Genomic DNA, 12953 nt, shown 5'->3' with positions numbered 1-12953 from the left:
CCTCAGGGCTTGAGCCATTTCCCTTGGCTCTGAGCCTCGCAATAGGGCTGCAAATACGCCGTATCGGTGGCCACGCCGTAATAGTGGATATCCTGGCGATAAGGCATATTGGCGACTTGCGCGTTGCTGCACACGCCGAACGCGCCGGCGGGGCACTGGTCGACGTATTGAACCTCGACTTTCTGCCCGGCCAGGGTCGGCTGGCAGAAGCCGTCGTTGAACAGTTTTTCCGGGATGTTGCGGTTCTGCTGGCAGACTTTCACGTCGAGCCGCTCCGCCTGGCTGTGCACCACGCAGGCCTGTGCCAGCGCCTCGCCCGACATCAGAGTGAGCAGCAACGACCATCCCATCCACCGCATCTTTGACCTCCAGAAACCTTGATCATGTTGCAGAACATTCCCACCCACGTCATCGCCGGCCCCTTGGGCGCGGGCAAGACCAGCCTGATCCGCCAGCTCATGGCCCAGAGACCGGAGGGCGAACGCTGGGCGGTGCTGATCAACGAGTTCGGCCAGATCGGGCTCGACGCTGCGCTGTTGACCCGCGACGCCGATGGTATCGCACTGGGCGAAGTGGCCGGGGGCTGTTTGTGTTGCGTGAACGGTGCGCCGTTCCAGATCGGTCTGGGGCGATTGTTGCGCAAGGCACGGCCGGATCGCTTGTTCATCGAGCCCTCGGGACTCGGGCATCCGGCGCAGTTGTTGAAGCAATTGAACGAGGCGCCGTGGCAAGGCGTTCTCGCCGTACAACCTTGCGTGCTGGTGCTGGACGCCCAGGCCCTCGCCGCGGGCAAACCGCTGCCGGACGCGCAGCAGGAAGCCTTATCCAGTGCAGGCTTGCTGCTGTTGAACAAGGCAGAAAGCCTCGACGAGCCCACGCGTGAACGGATCACCCGACAGTTGCCGCCTGTCCGGCTGATCTGGACGCAACAGGCGATGTTGCCGCTCAGCGAGTTGCCAGGTCTGGCGGTACAGGCGCAGGCCGGTGTGGATAAGTTGATCGTCCCCCAAGGGCTGGCGCAGATGCCGGCCATCTGGAGCGATCCGGCGTTGCCAATCTGCCTGAGTCAGGCCCAGGAGGGTGGTTGGAGCATCGGTTGGCGCTGGCATCCGAGCCAGGTGTTCGATGTGTCGGGAATAACTCAATGGCTGAAAAGCCTGAACTGGCGCCGGGCCAAACTGGTGATTCACAGCCCGGACGGCTGGCAGTCAGCCAATGCCCTGGACAATGCCGAGCTCAGCTGGCTGCCCAGTGAATGGCGCAAGGATTCCCGGATCGAGCTGATTTTCGACGAACCGCAGTCGGTCGGTGAATTACAGGCCGGACTGGCCTGGTGTCGGCTTCAGGCGAGCTGATTCAAGGCTTCCACTTGGTGTGTTCCTGGCGCCACTGGCTCAACTCGATCACTTCACCACGCGGCTTGGTCACTTCCACTACGGGCGGTGTGTCATCGAACGGTGCCGGGTAGGGCGCCAGTTCAATCTGCGCGCTGTGCGCGCCGAATTGAGTGATGGTGCCGTTGTGTCGGGTTTCGCCGGTCACGGTAAATTCGAAATTGTAGACCCGGGCCAAGCGTCGCCGACCGCTGGCGTCCTTGATCAGGCCGATCTTCTTCAGCGCCACGTTACCGTCGAGCAACTCGACGCCGACATTCGCGCAATGCTGTTTGGCCCGCTCCAGCGCCCGCTCGCGCAAGCCGTGGTTGTGCCAGAGCCACGCACCGGCGACGGCGAACAGCATCAGCACGAAAATGTTTTCCAGGGTGAGCATTAACACGAAACTCCAAATGATGGCGTCAGCTTAACTGCGTCGCCGGTCTGTCGTACAGGCTGCGTTTCGTCGCATACTGCGCGGCTTGAATTTCAATCGTTTTACGGAAAAACCCGAATGAAACGTACGCCTCATCTGCTCGCCATCCAGTCCCATGTGGTGTTCGGCCACGCCGGCAACAGCGCTGCGGTTTTTCCGATGCAGCGGGTCGGGGTGAATGTCTGGCCGCTCAACACGGTGCAGTTCTCCAACCATACGCAGTACGGCCAGTGGGCCGGAGAAGTGCTGGCGCCGCACCGGATACCCGAACTGGTCGAAGGTATTGCCGCGATCGGTGAGCTGGGCAATTGCGATGCGGTGCTGTCCGGCTATCTCGGCAGTGCGGCGCAGGGCCGGGCGATTCTCAGTGGCATCGAGCGGATCAAGGCGGCCAACCCGAAAGCCCTTTATCTGTGCGACCCGGTGATGGGGCATCCGGAAAAGGGCTGCAGCGTACCTGCTGAAGTCAGTGATTTTCTGTTGGACGAAGCCGCTGCCGTTGCGGACTTCATGTGCCCGAACCAGTTGGAACTGGACAGTTTCTCCGGGCGCAAGCCGCAGTCGCTGTTCGATTGCCTGGCGATGGCGCGGGCTCTGTTGGCACGTGGGCCGAAAGCGGTACTGGTCAAACATCTGGATTATCCGGGCAAACCGGCGGATGGCTTTGAAATGTTGCTGGTAACGGCCGAGGGCAGCTGGCATTTGCGGCGTCCGCTGCTGGCGTTTCCGCGTCAGCCGGTTGGTGTGGGCGATCTGACGTCCGGCCTGTTCCTGGCGAGAGTGCTGCTCGGTGACAGCCTGGTGGCGGCGTTTGAATTCACCGCAGCGGCGGTGCATGAGGTGTTGCTGGAAACCCAGGCCTGCGCCAGTTACGAGCTGCAGCTGGTGCGAGCGCAGGACCGGATTGCGCATCCGCGGGTGAAGTTCGAGGCCACGCCGATCAGTCTGTAATACCGAGTTGGCCCCATTCGCGAGCAAGCCCGCTCCCACAGGAGGAACGCGTTCCAAATGTGGGAGCGGGCTTGCTCGCGAAAGCTATCTACAGAGCGCCATAGATCGAAGGGCTGATCAGGCGTCGCCCTTGATTTCCTGATAGCGCTTTTCCAGCTCCTGACGGATCTGCCGGCGTTGCTGCGCCTGCATGTAGCGGCGCTTGTCTTCGCTGTTTTGCGGTTGCAGCGGCGGTACGGCGGCGGGTTTGCGCTGATCGTCCACCGCGACCATGGTGAAGAAGCAGCTGTTGGTGTGGCGCACCGAGCGCTCGCGGATGTTTTCGGTCACCACTTTGATGCCGACTTCCATCGAGGTGTTGCCGGTGTAGTTGACCGACGCGAGGAAGGTCACGAGTTCGCCGACATGGATCGGCTCGCGGAAAATCACCTGATCCACCGACAGGGTCACCACGTAGCGGCCGGCATAACGGCTGGCACAGGCATAGGCCACTTCGTCGAGGTATTTGAGCAGGGTGCCGCCGTGGACATTGCCAGAGAAGTTGGCCATGTCAGGGGTCATCAGTACCGTCATCGACAGCTGGGCGTTTCCGGGTTCCATAACGTTCTCACGGGTCAAGGCAGGGTTGCTGGAAGAAACACCTCTGCGGGTGCCTGGTCGCTTTTCAAAAGCACCGATATCGGGACGCCAGGCAACTGGTCGCCGTCACGCCGGAAGCGATCTGTTTCCATATATTGCACCGCCTTTCAGCCGGAAGTCGCGGTGTTACCCTGCAAAAGCGCCTCCCCAAGGGCGATTCCTACACCCAAAGCGGATTTTTACTCAGCTCGCCCAGACATTTCCCATGCCTGCGTGAGCCTCGTCATTCAAGGAGCCCACACCATGCATGCCATCAGCTTTATTCAGGATCTGGCGGTGATCATGCTGGTCGCAGGTGTGGTGACCGTGCTGTTCCACCGCTTCAAGCAGCCGGTAGTGCTCGGCTACATCGTCGCCGGTTTCATCATCGGCCCCCACACGCCGCCGTTCGGCCTGATCCACGACGAAGAAACCATCAAGACGCTCGCCGAGCTGGGAGTGATTTTCCTGATGTTCTGCCTGGGTCTGGAGTTCAGCCTGCGCAAGCTGTTCAAGGTTGGCGCCACGGCCTTCATCGCGGCGTTTCTCGAAATTGTCCTGATGATCTGGATCGGCTACGAAATCGGCCGCTGGTTCGACTGGAACACCATGGATTCGCTGTTCCTCGGCGCGATCCTGGCGATTTCCTCGACCACCATCATCGTCAAGGCGCTCAACGACCTGAAGATGAAAAACGAGCGCTTTGCGCAGCTGATCTTCGGCGTGCTGATCGTCGAGGACATTCTCGGCATCGGTATCATCGCCTTGCTGTCGAGCATCGCAGTCAGTGGCACGGTGAGTTCCGGCGAAGTGTTTTCCACGGTCGGCAAGCTCTCGCTGTTCATGATCGTCGCCCTGGTGGTCGGCATTCTGCTGGTGCCGCGTCTGTTGGCTTACGTCGCCAAGTTCGAAAGCAACGAGATGCTGCTGATCACCGTGCTGGGCCTGTGTTTCGGTTTCTGCCTGCTGGTGGTCAAGCTTGAGTACAGCATGGTGCTCGGCGCGTTCCTGATCGGCGCGATCATGGCCGAGTCGCGGCAACTGCTGAAAATCGAGCGCCTGATCGAGCCGGTTCGCGACCTGTTCAGCGCGATTTTCTTCGTCGCCATCGGCCTGATGCTCGACCCGATGATTCTTCTGCAGTACGCGTGGCCGATCGCGGTGATCACTGTGGCTGTGGTGCTGGGCAAGATGCTGTCCTGCGGTCTGGGTGCCTTTATCGCGGGTAATGACGGACGCACCTCACTGCGGGTCGGGATGGGGCTTTCGCAGATTGGCGAGTTTTCTTTCATCATCGCGGCGCTGGGGATGACCCTGCAGGTCACCAGCAATTTCCTGTATCCGGTGGCCGTGGCGGTTTCGGTGATTACCACGTTACTGACGCCGTACCTGATCCGGGCTGCCGATCCGCTGTCGATCAAGCTGTCCGCCGCCATGCCGCAGCGCCTCGGTCGAGTGTTCGGGATGTACGGCGAGTGGCTGCGCAGCATTCAGCCGCAGGGTGAGGGCGCGATGCTGGCTTCTATGATCCGGCGAATACTGTTGCAGGTCGGGGTCAATCTGGCGTTGGTGATTGCAATCTTCTTTGCCGGCGCTTTCTTTGCCGGACGTCTCTCGATCTGGATGCAGGACTGGATCAGCGATCCAAGCTGGCAGAAGGCGTTGATCTGGGGCGGGGCGTTGCTGGTGTCGTTGCCGTTCCTGATCGCGGCCTATCGCAAGCTCAAGGCGCTGTCGATGCTGCTGGCGGAGATGGGCGTGAAGCCGGAAATGGCCGGGCGTCACACGCAGCGAGTGCGCCGGGTGATCGCCGAAGTGATCCCGATCATCTCGCTGCTGGTGATTTTCCTGCTGCTGGCAGCCTTGTCGGCCAGTATCTTGCCGACCAACAAGTTGCTGGTGCTGATCGCCGTAGTCGCGGCCGCCGTGGCGGCGCTACTCTGGCGCTGGTTCATCCGGGTGCACACGCGGATGCAGGTAGCCTTGCTGGAAACCCTCGACAACCACAAGGAGCCGTCGGGGCACTGACCACCCATGGTGTGGGGCGTTTCAGCTTTCCAACCAAACGTCCCGCGCCCAGTGCCAGACCGATTCCCAGGACTCTTCGGTGATCAGTTCTTCTTCGCCCGACCACAGCACCACGGTGCCGTCTTCTTCGACGCAGTAGTAGTCGTCGCCGTCCTGGCAGATCGGGATCAGGTCGCGCGGCACGCCGGCATCCCAAGCGTTGGCAGCGACGTCCGGCAGGTAGGTGTGGGATTGCGGGTCGGTGACGGTTACCGGCTCCAGGCTGCCGTAAACCACGTCGCTGACAGTCAGCAGAAACTCCTTGAAGACGAACGGGATGTTGATGAAGAGTTCTTCTTCGATTTCCACCAACTGGTCTTCGTCGGGCAATTCCAAAGGAACCGGTACGGGTTCGTTGGCTTCGCGCAGTTGTTCGATGATTTCTTCCACGTCCGGGATCCTCTTGCTTGAATGGCGCGGTTTATATGGGCCGGTTTATACAGTAGCTCGCTATAGATGCAACCGTGAAATAGAAAACCCCGGCCGAGGCCGGGGTTTTTATTGCAGCGGGTAAAACGTCGGAAGTGATCAGCCGTTCTGGCGGATACCGGCGACCAGCCAAGGCTGGTTGTCGCCCTGTGGACGTTCCATGTTCCAGCTTTCGCTGAACACTTCGCCCTGCTGGTCGAAACGCGAGGTTTTCGACACGCCGCTGAAGGTCAGGGTGGCGATGGTCTTGTCCGCACGGTCATCCACGCCATCCAGTTGTACCTGGAGGTTGTCGATGTAGGTGGACTGGAAGGCATCACCCAGTTCCGCGCGCTCGCGCTTGAGGAACTCGAACATTTGCGGGGTCACGAACTCGGCGATCTTGTCCATTTCGTTGGCGTCCCAGTGCTGCTGCAGCGCCTGGAAGTGGCTGCGGGCGGCTTCGAGGAAGCGTTGTTCGTTGAACCAGGCCGGCGCGTTGATCACCGGACGGGCGGCAGCAGGCGCGGCCGAACCACCGAAGATCGAACCCATGGCTGCCGGTTTCTGTTCGAACACTTCACGCTGCATCGGCGCGCCGGCCGGAGCGAACTGCTCCTGCTGCTTGCGGCGACGGGCGGCGATGAAGCGGAAGATCACGAACGCGATCACGGCCATGATCAGGATGTCGAAGAACTGCATGCCTTCGAAGCCGCCGCCCATGAACATGGAAGCGAGCAGGCCACCGGCCGCGATGCCGGCCAGAGGGCCGAGCCATTTCGAAGCACCGCCGGCCTTGGCCGCAGCGCCCGCGGCACCGGCAGCACCAGCGGTCGCCGCAGCGCCGCCCATGCCTGGGGAAGAAGGAGCCATCTGGCTGGTCTGGTGCGTCGGCGCAGCGCCGGCGCTTTTGCCACCACCAAAGCGCTTGGCGTTGGCGTCGAGGCTCATCGTCAGGCCGATGCACAACGCCATGGCGATGCTAAGAAAACGTTTCATAAAGGGAATTCCCGTTTGTGGAGACACGCGCGCCATGTTGCACAGCTGAAGTGTTACTGGCTAGCGAGAGAGTGTTTCGGGCTTTTGCCTGACAGGTTACGTTCAGCTCGGTCGGGGCAATAAGGCCATGTACTTTTGTCTGTAGGAAAAGGCGATAGGTTCAGCAGGAAATGGATCAGCGCCGCAAGGCGAGCATCACCACACCGGCGGTGATCAGGCCGATGCCGCCCCACTGGCGCAGGTCGAGTTTCTCGCCCAGCAGGATCACACCGAGCACCGCCACGAAGACCACGCTGAGCTTGTCCACCGGGGCGACCAGCGACGCCGGGCCGACTTTCAATGCCCGGAAGTAGCACAGCCACGAAGCGCCGGTGCCCAGGCCCGACAACAGCAGGAACAGGTAGCTCTTGGCGGAGATCGATCCCAGGGACTGATATTGGCCCGTGGCGTACAAAATCAAGGCCAGACTCACCAATACGACGATTGTGCGCAGGAGGGTGGCGAAGTCGGAGTTGACGTTTTCGATGCCGATCTTGGCGAAGATGGCCGTCAGCGCGGCGAAAGTGGCCGAGAGCAGGGCCCAGAACGTCCAGGAAGAAAAGAAGCCCGAGCCCATGGATGTTGCCTCCAGTGTTCGTGTCCGATCGTTCCCACGCTCTGCGTGGTAACGCCGCCATGGACGCTCCGCGTCCACAGTGACGCAGAGCGTCACGGGATGCATTCCCACGCAGAGCGTGGGAACGATGAGCAACTACGGGCTGCCCTTAAATGGCTTCCAGCTTCGCGTACCCGAGCATCAGCCACTTGCTGCCTTCGGCGAAATTCACCTGCACCCGGGCCTGGGCGCCGGCGCCTTCGAAGTTGAGGATCACGCCGTCGCCGAAGATCGAGTGACGGACAGCCTGGCCAAGGCTCAGGCCGGTTTCCGGAATCTCGCTGCCGCTGAACAGGTTGCTGCCGCCCATCGACTGGTTACCGCCGAACGGCCGGCTGACGCTGTTGGACAGGCGTACTTCCTGAATCAGGCCTTTCGGTACTTCCCGTACGAAACGCGACACCTTGTTGTAGGTTTCGCTGCCGTACAGGCGTCGGGTTTCAGCATAGGTCATCACCAGATTCTGCATCGCCCGGGTAATGCCGACGTAGGCCAGACGCCGCTCTTCCTCAAGGCGGCCCGGTTCTTCCAGGCTCATCTTGTGCGGGAACAGGCCTTCTTCCATGCCCACCAGGAACACGTAAGGGAATTCCAGGCCCTTGGCGCTGTGCAGGGTCATCAACTGAATGCTGTCTTCGTGTTCGTCGGCCTGGGTGTCACCGGCCTCCAGTGAAGCGTGGCCGAGAAATGCCGCCAGTGGCGTCAGCTCTTCGTCTTCTTCAGTGTTCTCGAAGTTGCGCGCAGCGCTGACCAGTTCCTCAAGGTTTTCCACCCGGGCCTGGCCTTTCTCGCCTTTTTCCGCTTCGTGGTAGGCGATCAGTCCGGATTGCTCGATGACGGTCTGGGTCATCAGGTGCAACGGCATCTCGGCGCACTTGGCAGCCAGGTTTTCGATCAGTTCGATAAACGCGCCCAGCGCACCGGCGGCGCGACCGGTCAGGCCTTTGTTGGCCACCAGCTGGCGCATGGCTTCCCACATCGACACATCGCTGTGGCGCGCATGGTCGCGAATCGCTTCGACAGTTTTCTCGCCGATGCCGCGCGCCGGAACGTTGATCACCCGTTCCAGGGCCGCATCGTTGCCGCGACCTTCCAGCAAGCGCAGGTAAGCCATGGCGTTCTTGATTTCCGCCCGCTCGAAGAAGCGCTGGCCGCCATAGATGCGGTACGGAATGCGTTCACGCAGCAAGGCTTCTTCCAGAACGCGCGATTGGGCGTTGGAGCGGTAGAGAATCGCGATATCGCTGCGAGCCAGGCCGGTTTTCAGCGCGCTTTCGATGGTTTCGACAACGTAGCGTGCTTCATCGTGTTCGTTGAAGGCAGCGTAAAGATTGATCGCTTCGCCATCGCCGCCATCGGTCCACAGCTCTTTGCCCAGACGCCCGGTGTTGTTGGCGATCAGGGCGTTGGCGGCCTTGAGGATGCCGGCCGTGGAGCGGTAGTTCTGCTCCAGACGGATGGTCACCGAATCCGGGAAGTCCGAAGAATACTGGTGGATGTTCTCGATTTTCGCGCCGCGCCAGCCGTAGATCGACTGGTCGTCGTCGCCGACCACCATCAGGCTGTCGCCGCCCTTGCCCAGCAGACGCAACCAGGCGTACTGCACGGCGTTGGTGTCCTGGAATTCGTCCACCAGAATGTGCCGGAAGCGCTTCTGGTAGTGCGCCAGCAGGCCCGGGTGGTCGCGCCACAGGTCGAGGGCGCGCAGCAGCAGTTCGGAGAAATCGATGACGCCGGCACGCTGGCACGCCGCCTCGTACGCTTCATAAATGCCGCGCATGGTGGCCAGGAACAGATCGCCGCTGGCCTGAATGTGTTGCGGACGCAGACCTTCGTCTTTCTGCCCGTTGATGAACCACTGGGCCTGGCGGGCCGGCCAGCGTTGCTCGTCCAGCCCCAACTCGCGGATCACCCGCTTGACCAAGCGTTGCTGGTCGTCGCTGTCGAGAATCTGGAAAGTCTGGCTCAGCCCGGCTTCCTGCCAGTGCGCCCGCAACAGGCGGTGCGCCAGGCCGTGGAAGGTGCCGACCCACATGCCGGCCGGGTTGATGCCCAGCAATTGCTCGATGCGGTGACGCATCTCGGCAGCGGCCTTATTGGTGAAGGTCACCGACAGAATCGAGTGGGGCGAGGCGTTTTCGACCTGGATCAACCAGGCGATACGGTGCACCAGCACTCGGGTTTTGCCGGAGCCGGCACCGGCCAGGACCAATTGACGGCCAACGGGGGCCGCTACGGCCTGGCGTTGGGCATCGTTGAGGGAGTTCAGCAGAAGGGAGAGATCATCGCGCATCGGGGCATTCTAGGGTGCGCCGCAGGCCCGGGCAAACCGAGCTTTGCATTAGCCGATGAAAGTGCTGCCCGTGACGACCGGTCGGTCACCGGCTACAGGCGTTGGCCCGCCTGGCGTCGGGGCTTTGGAGGGGGGCGAGCCGCGAAAAAGTTTCGGCGAAATTATGATCTGGGGCAGTTTGGCAAGTGGTTCGGCTTGTGTATGCTCCGTCCACGTTTCCGGGCGCATGCTCACACTTATAAGAACAAGAACGTTGCCTATGACCCTCAGCTTCGACCTGTCGGGCCCCTCTGTGGAACCCCGGGTAATCCGCAAGCTTTACGCCACCCAGATGGCGGTCGAGCGCACGCGCCTTCTTTATCAGGGTTCGCTGTTGCCCACCCTGTTCATGTTGATCAATGGTCTGGTCTGCGCCGGTCTGCTCTGGAGCCCGCAGCGGTATTTTGTGGTCAGCGTCTGGCTGGTGTGGCTGTTGTCGCTGGTAGCGTTGCGGGTGATTCAGGTCGCCGCGTTCGACTCGGCGATTCCCGATCGCCAGGCCCAGCCGATCTGGGGGCGGATGTTCCTGCTCGGCTCGACCATGACCGGCCTGACCCTGGCCGGCGCCGGCATCGCCCTGGTCCCGGCCGACAATTTCATGCAGCAGGCCTGGGTGTTCGGCCTGATCGGCGCCGCGACCCTGTCGGCCAGCGTGGCTTACGCCGTGAGCATTCCGGCCTTTCTCTCCTTTACCTTGCCGTGCCTGCTGCCGGCCATCGGTTATCTGTTCTGGGGCGGCGACGAACTTGCGCGGGGCTGGGGCTGGCTCGGACTGATCCTGCTGGGCTCCCTGAGCGTGGTGGCGTGGCAGGTCAATCGGCTGATTGATCGCGGTTTGCTGCGGCGCTTCCAGAACCAGCACCTGATCGAACACCTGCAACAAGCGCAAGCCCGCAGCGAACAGCTCAATCTGGAGTTGGCGAAGGAAATCGAGCAGCGGCGGTGCGCCGAGGGCAAGCTGCGCGAGGCGCAGGTCGAGTTGGAAGACCGGGTCGCCCAGCGCAGCCGGGAACTGGACGTCGCCAATCAGGCCCTGAGCAAAAGCGAGGCGCGCCTGGCCCTGGCATTGAAGGCCAGTGAGCTGGGGCTGTGGGACTGGAACCTGCAGACCGACGAAGTTCATCACACGCAGATTCAGGAACTGTTCGGTATTGATCCGGAATACGTCACCGGGCTGCTCAGGCACCTGCGGCCAAGGCTGCACCCGGAAGATGTGCCGCCGCTCAAGCGCGCGTTGATCGAGCACTTGAAGGGGCGCACCGAGGATTATCAGATCGAGTACCGCGTGCGCCATGGCGACGGTCATTGGGTCTGGATCGAAGACCGTGGGCGTGCAGTGGAGCGCGACGAGAACGGCCGGGTCATCCGCATGGTCGGCACCCGCCGCGACATCAGCGTCAGCAAAAGCCTGGAAGCCCAGCAGCAGCTGGCTGCGACGGTGTTCGAGGCCGCCAGCGAAGGCATCGTGATCCTCGACCCGAATTATTCGCTGATCGCCATCAATCAGGCCTTCAGTCGGGTCACCGGCTATGACATCGGCGACATGCTCGGGCGCAACGTCGTCGAATTGCCTTGCAGTCGCGACGCCCGTCGGCACTACGTCGCGATCCGCCACGCGCTGGAGCAGCACGGCAGCTGGCAGGGCGAACTGGTAGAAACCCGCAAGAATGGCGAGCTGTATCCGCAATGGCTGCAACTGAATGCCGTGCGCGACAGTCGAGGAAATGTGAGTCATATCGTCGGTTTCTTCGCCGATCTGTCGGCGCGTCGCGAATCCGAAGAGCGCATGCGCTACCTGACCCACTACGACGAGCTCACTGGCCTGGCCAATCGCTCGCTGTTTCGCGAACGTCTGCATGAAGCCCATCAGCGCGTGCGGCAGGGCGGACGCCGGAGTCTGGCGTTGCTGCACATCAATCTGGATCGCTTCAAGCTGCTCAACGACAGTCTCGGCCATGAGATTGCCGACCAGTTACTGCAAAAGATGTCGCGGCGGCTGGTCAATGCTCTGCCGGAAGCCGACACCATCGCCCGGCTGTCCGGCGATGAGTTCGCGGTACTGTTCGACGCCTACGGCAACCTGTCGAGCCTGGCGCGGGTCGCCACGCGACTGTCGAGCAAGCTGCGCCTGCCGTTGACCGTGGAAGGGCATGAGCTGGTAGTCAGCGCCTCGATGGGCATCAGCATGCTGCCGGACAACGCCCGGGAGATTTCCGCGCTGGTCAGCCAGTCGAACATGGCCATGCAACATGCCAAACACCTGGGTGGCAACAACTTCCAGTTCTACACCGACAGCCTGCAGGCCAGCACGCTGGAGCGCCTGCAACTGGAAAACCAGCTGCGCAAAGCCATCGAGGACAAGCAGCTCAACGTCTTCTATCAACCGAAACTGTGTCTGGCGACCGGCCGTCTCAACGCGGCGGAAGCGCTGGTGCGTTGGGATCACCCGACCATGGGCCGGGTACCGCCGGGGGATTTCATCGGTCTGGCGGAGGAGACGGGGCTGATCGGGCCGATCGGTGAGTTCGTGCTGCGCCAGGCCTGCTGGCAGGCGTGCGAATGGCAGCGTCAGGGGCTGGCGCCGATCCGGGTTTCGGTGAACCTGTCGGTGCATCAACTGCGTCAGGGCAAACTGGTCAGTCTGGTGCGCCAGGTGCTGGAGGAAACCGGGCTGGCGCCGCATTACCTCGAACTGGAGCTGACCGAAAGCCAGTTGCTAGACAGCGTCGAACACATCATCGCCACGTTCCAGCAGTTGCGGGATCTGGGGGTGAAGCTGGCCATCGACGATTTCGGTACCGGCTATTCATCGCTGAGCTATCTGAAACGGATCCCGGTGGACTACGTGAAGATCGATCAGGCCTTTATTCGCGGGTTGGGCGAGGGCAGCGAAGACGCAGCGATCACCCGGGCGATCATTGCGATGGCTCACGGGTTGTCACTGAAAGTTGTCGCCGAAGGTGTCGAGCGCTCCGAGCAACTGGCGTTTTTGAAAGCTGAAGGCTGCGACGAAGTGCAGGGCTATCTGATCAGTCGTCCGGTGGAGGCAGTCAGTCTTGCCGCGTTGTTGCATGAGCAGGAAAAACCGCTGTAAAGGGCTACATGCAGCGCATG

11 protein-coding genes are annotated in these 12953 nt (G+C 61.6%); 4 read left to right on the top strand and 7 right to left on the bottom strand.

The window, feature by feature from the left end:
- Positions 1–2: 2 nt before the first annotated feature.
- Positions 3–359, bottom strand: a complete 357-nt coding sequence (locus ACTJK7_RS17130) for an NADH:ubiquinone oxidoreductase (protein ID WP_108563598.1) — start codon at positions 357–359, stop codon at positions 3–5.
- A gap of 24 nt (positions 360–383) precedes the next feature.
- Between ACTJK7_RS17130 and ACTJK7_RS17125 the strand changes: the two genes are divergently transcribed.
- The gene (locus ACTJK7_RS17125) at positions 384–1355 is read left to right on the top strand and encodes a CobW family GTP-binding protein (RefSeq protein WP_440779381.1); all 972 of its coding nucleotides are present in this window, start codon (positions 384–386) and stop codon (positions 1353–1355) included.
- 1 nt (position 1356) lies between these two features.
- On the opposite strand, the gene ACTJK7_RS17120 is transcribed toward ACTJK7_RS17125, so the two are convergent.
- Positions 1357–1770, bottom strand: a complete 414-nt coding sequence (locus ACTJK7_RS17120) for a DUF3301 domain-containing protein (RefSeq protein WP_440779382.1) — start codon at positions 1768–1770, stop codon at positions 1357–1359.
- A 117-nt stretch (positions 1771–1887) separates the two neighbouring features.
- On the opposite strand from ACTJK7_RS17120, the gene pdxY reads away from it, so the two are divergent.
- Positions 1888–2760 (top strand): pyridoxal kinase PdxY, encoded by an 873-nt coding sequence (gene pdxY, locus ACTJK7_RS17115; protein WP_064379732.1) that lies wholly within the window; start codon positions 1888–1890, stop codon positions 2758–2760.
- A gap of 117 nt (positions 2761–2877) precedes the next feature.
- Here pdxY and ACTJK7_RS17110 read toward each other — a convergent pair whose 3' ends face one another.
- The gene (locus ACTJK7_RS17110; RefSeq protein WP_003229693.1) at positions 2878–3360 is read right to left on the bottom strand and encodes an acyl-CoA thioesterase; all 483 of its coding nucleotides are present in this window, start codon (positions 3358–3360) and stop codon (positions 2878–2880) included.
- Between the two features lie 282 nt (positions 3361–3642).
- Here ACTJK7_RS17110 and ACTJK7_RS17105 point away from each other — a divergent pair, with 282 nt between their 5' ends.
- The gene (locus ACTJK7_RS17105) at positions 3643–5406 is read left to right on the top strand and encodes a cation:proton antiporter (RefSeq protein WP_064379734.1); all 1764 of its coding nucleotides are present in this window, start codon (positions 3643–3645) and stop codon (positions 5404–5406) included.
- A gap of 21 nt (positions 5407–5427) precedes the next feature.
- On the opposite strand, the gene ACTJK7_RS17100 is transcribed toward ACTJK7_RS17105, so the two are convergent.
- The 4 genes from ACTJK7_RS17100 to uvrD all read right to left on the bottom strand — a co-directional run bounded on the left by ACTJK7_RS17100 (position 5428) and on the right by uvrD (position 9800).
- The gene (locus tag ACTJK7_RS17100) at positions 5428–5835 is read right to left on the bottom strand and encodes an SMI1/KNR4 family protein (protein ID WP_007954245.1); all 408 of its coding nucleotides are present in this window, start codon (positions 5833–5835) and stop codon (positions 5428–5430) included.
- 138 nt (positions 5836–5973) lie between these two features.
- On the bottom strand, positions 5974–6852 hold the full coding sequence (locus ACTJK7_RS17095; protein ID WP_085653924.1) for a Tim44 domain-containing protein: 879 nt from the start codon (positions 6850–6852) through the stop codon (positions 5974–5976).
- A 175-nt stretch (positions 6853–7027) separates the two neighbouring features.
- Complete coding sequence (locus ACTJK7_RS17090) at positions 7028–7468, bottom strand: EamA family transporter (RefSeq protein ID WP_064379739.1); 441 nt, start codon at positions 7466–7468, stop codon at positions 7028–7030.
- A 148-nt stretch (positions 7469–7616) separates the two neighbouring features.
- Positions 7617–9800: a DNA helicase II gene (gene uvrD, locus ACTJK7_RS17085; RefSeq protein ID WP_007954248.1), complete on the bottom strand. Its 2184-nt coding sequence runs from the start codon at positions 9798–9800 to the stop codon at positions 7617–7619.
- Positions 9801–10059: 259 nt separating this feature from the next.
- On the opposite strand from uvrD, the gene ACTJK7_RS17080 reads away from it, so the two are divergent.
- Positions 10060–12933, top strand: coding sequence for a GGDEF domain-containing phosphodiesterase (locus ACTJK7_RS17080; protein ID WP_108563596.1), 2874 nt, complete (start codon positions 10060–10062; stop codon positions 12931–12933).
- The last annotated feature ends 20 nt before the right edge of the window (positions 12934–12953 follow it).

Origin of the sequence: Pseudomonas sp. 22085 (assembly GCF_052045815.1) — a bacterium.
GTDB lineage: Bacteria > Pseudomonadota > Gammaproteobacteria > Pseudomonadales > Pseudomonadaceae > Aquipseudomonas > Aquipseudomonas glycinae.
The sequence above is the reverse complement of the archived record's forward strand: the minus strand, read 5'-3'. Positions and strand labels throughout refer to the sequence as shown.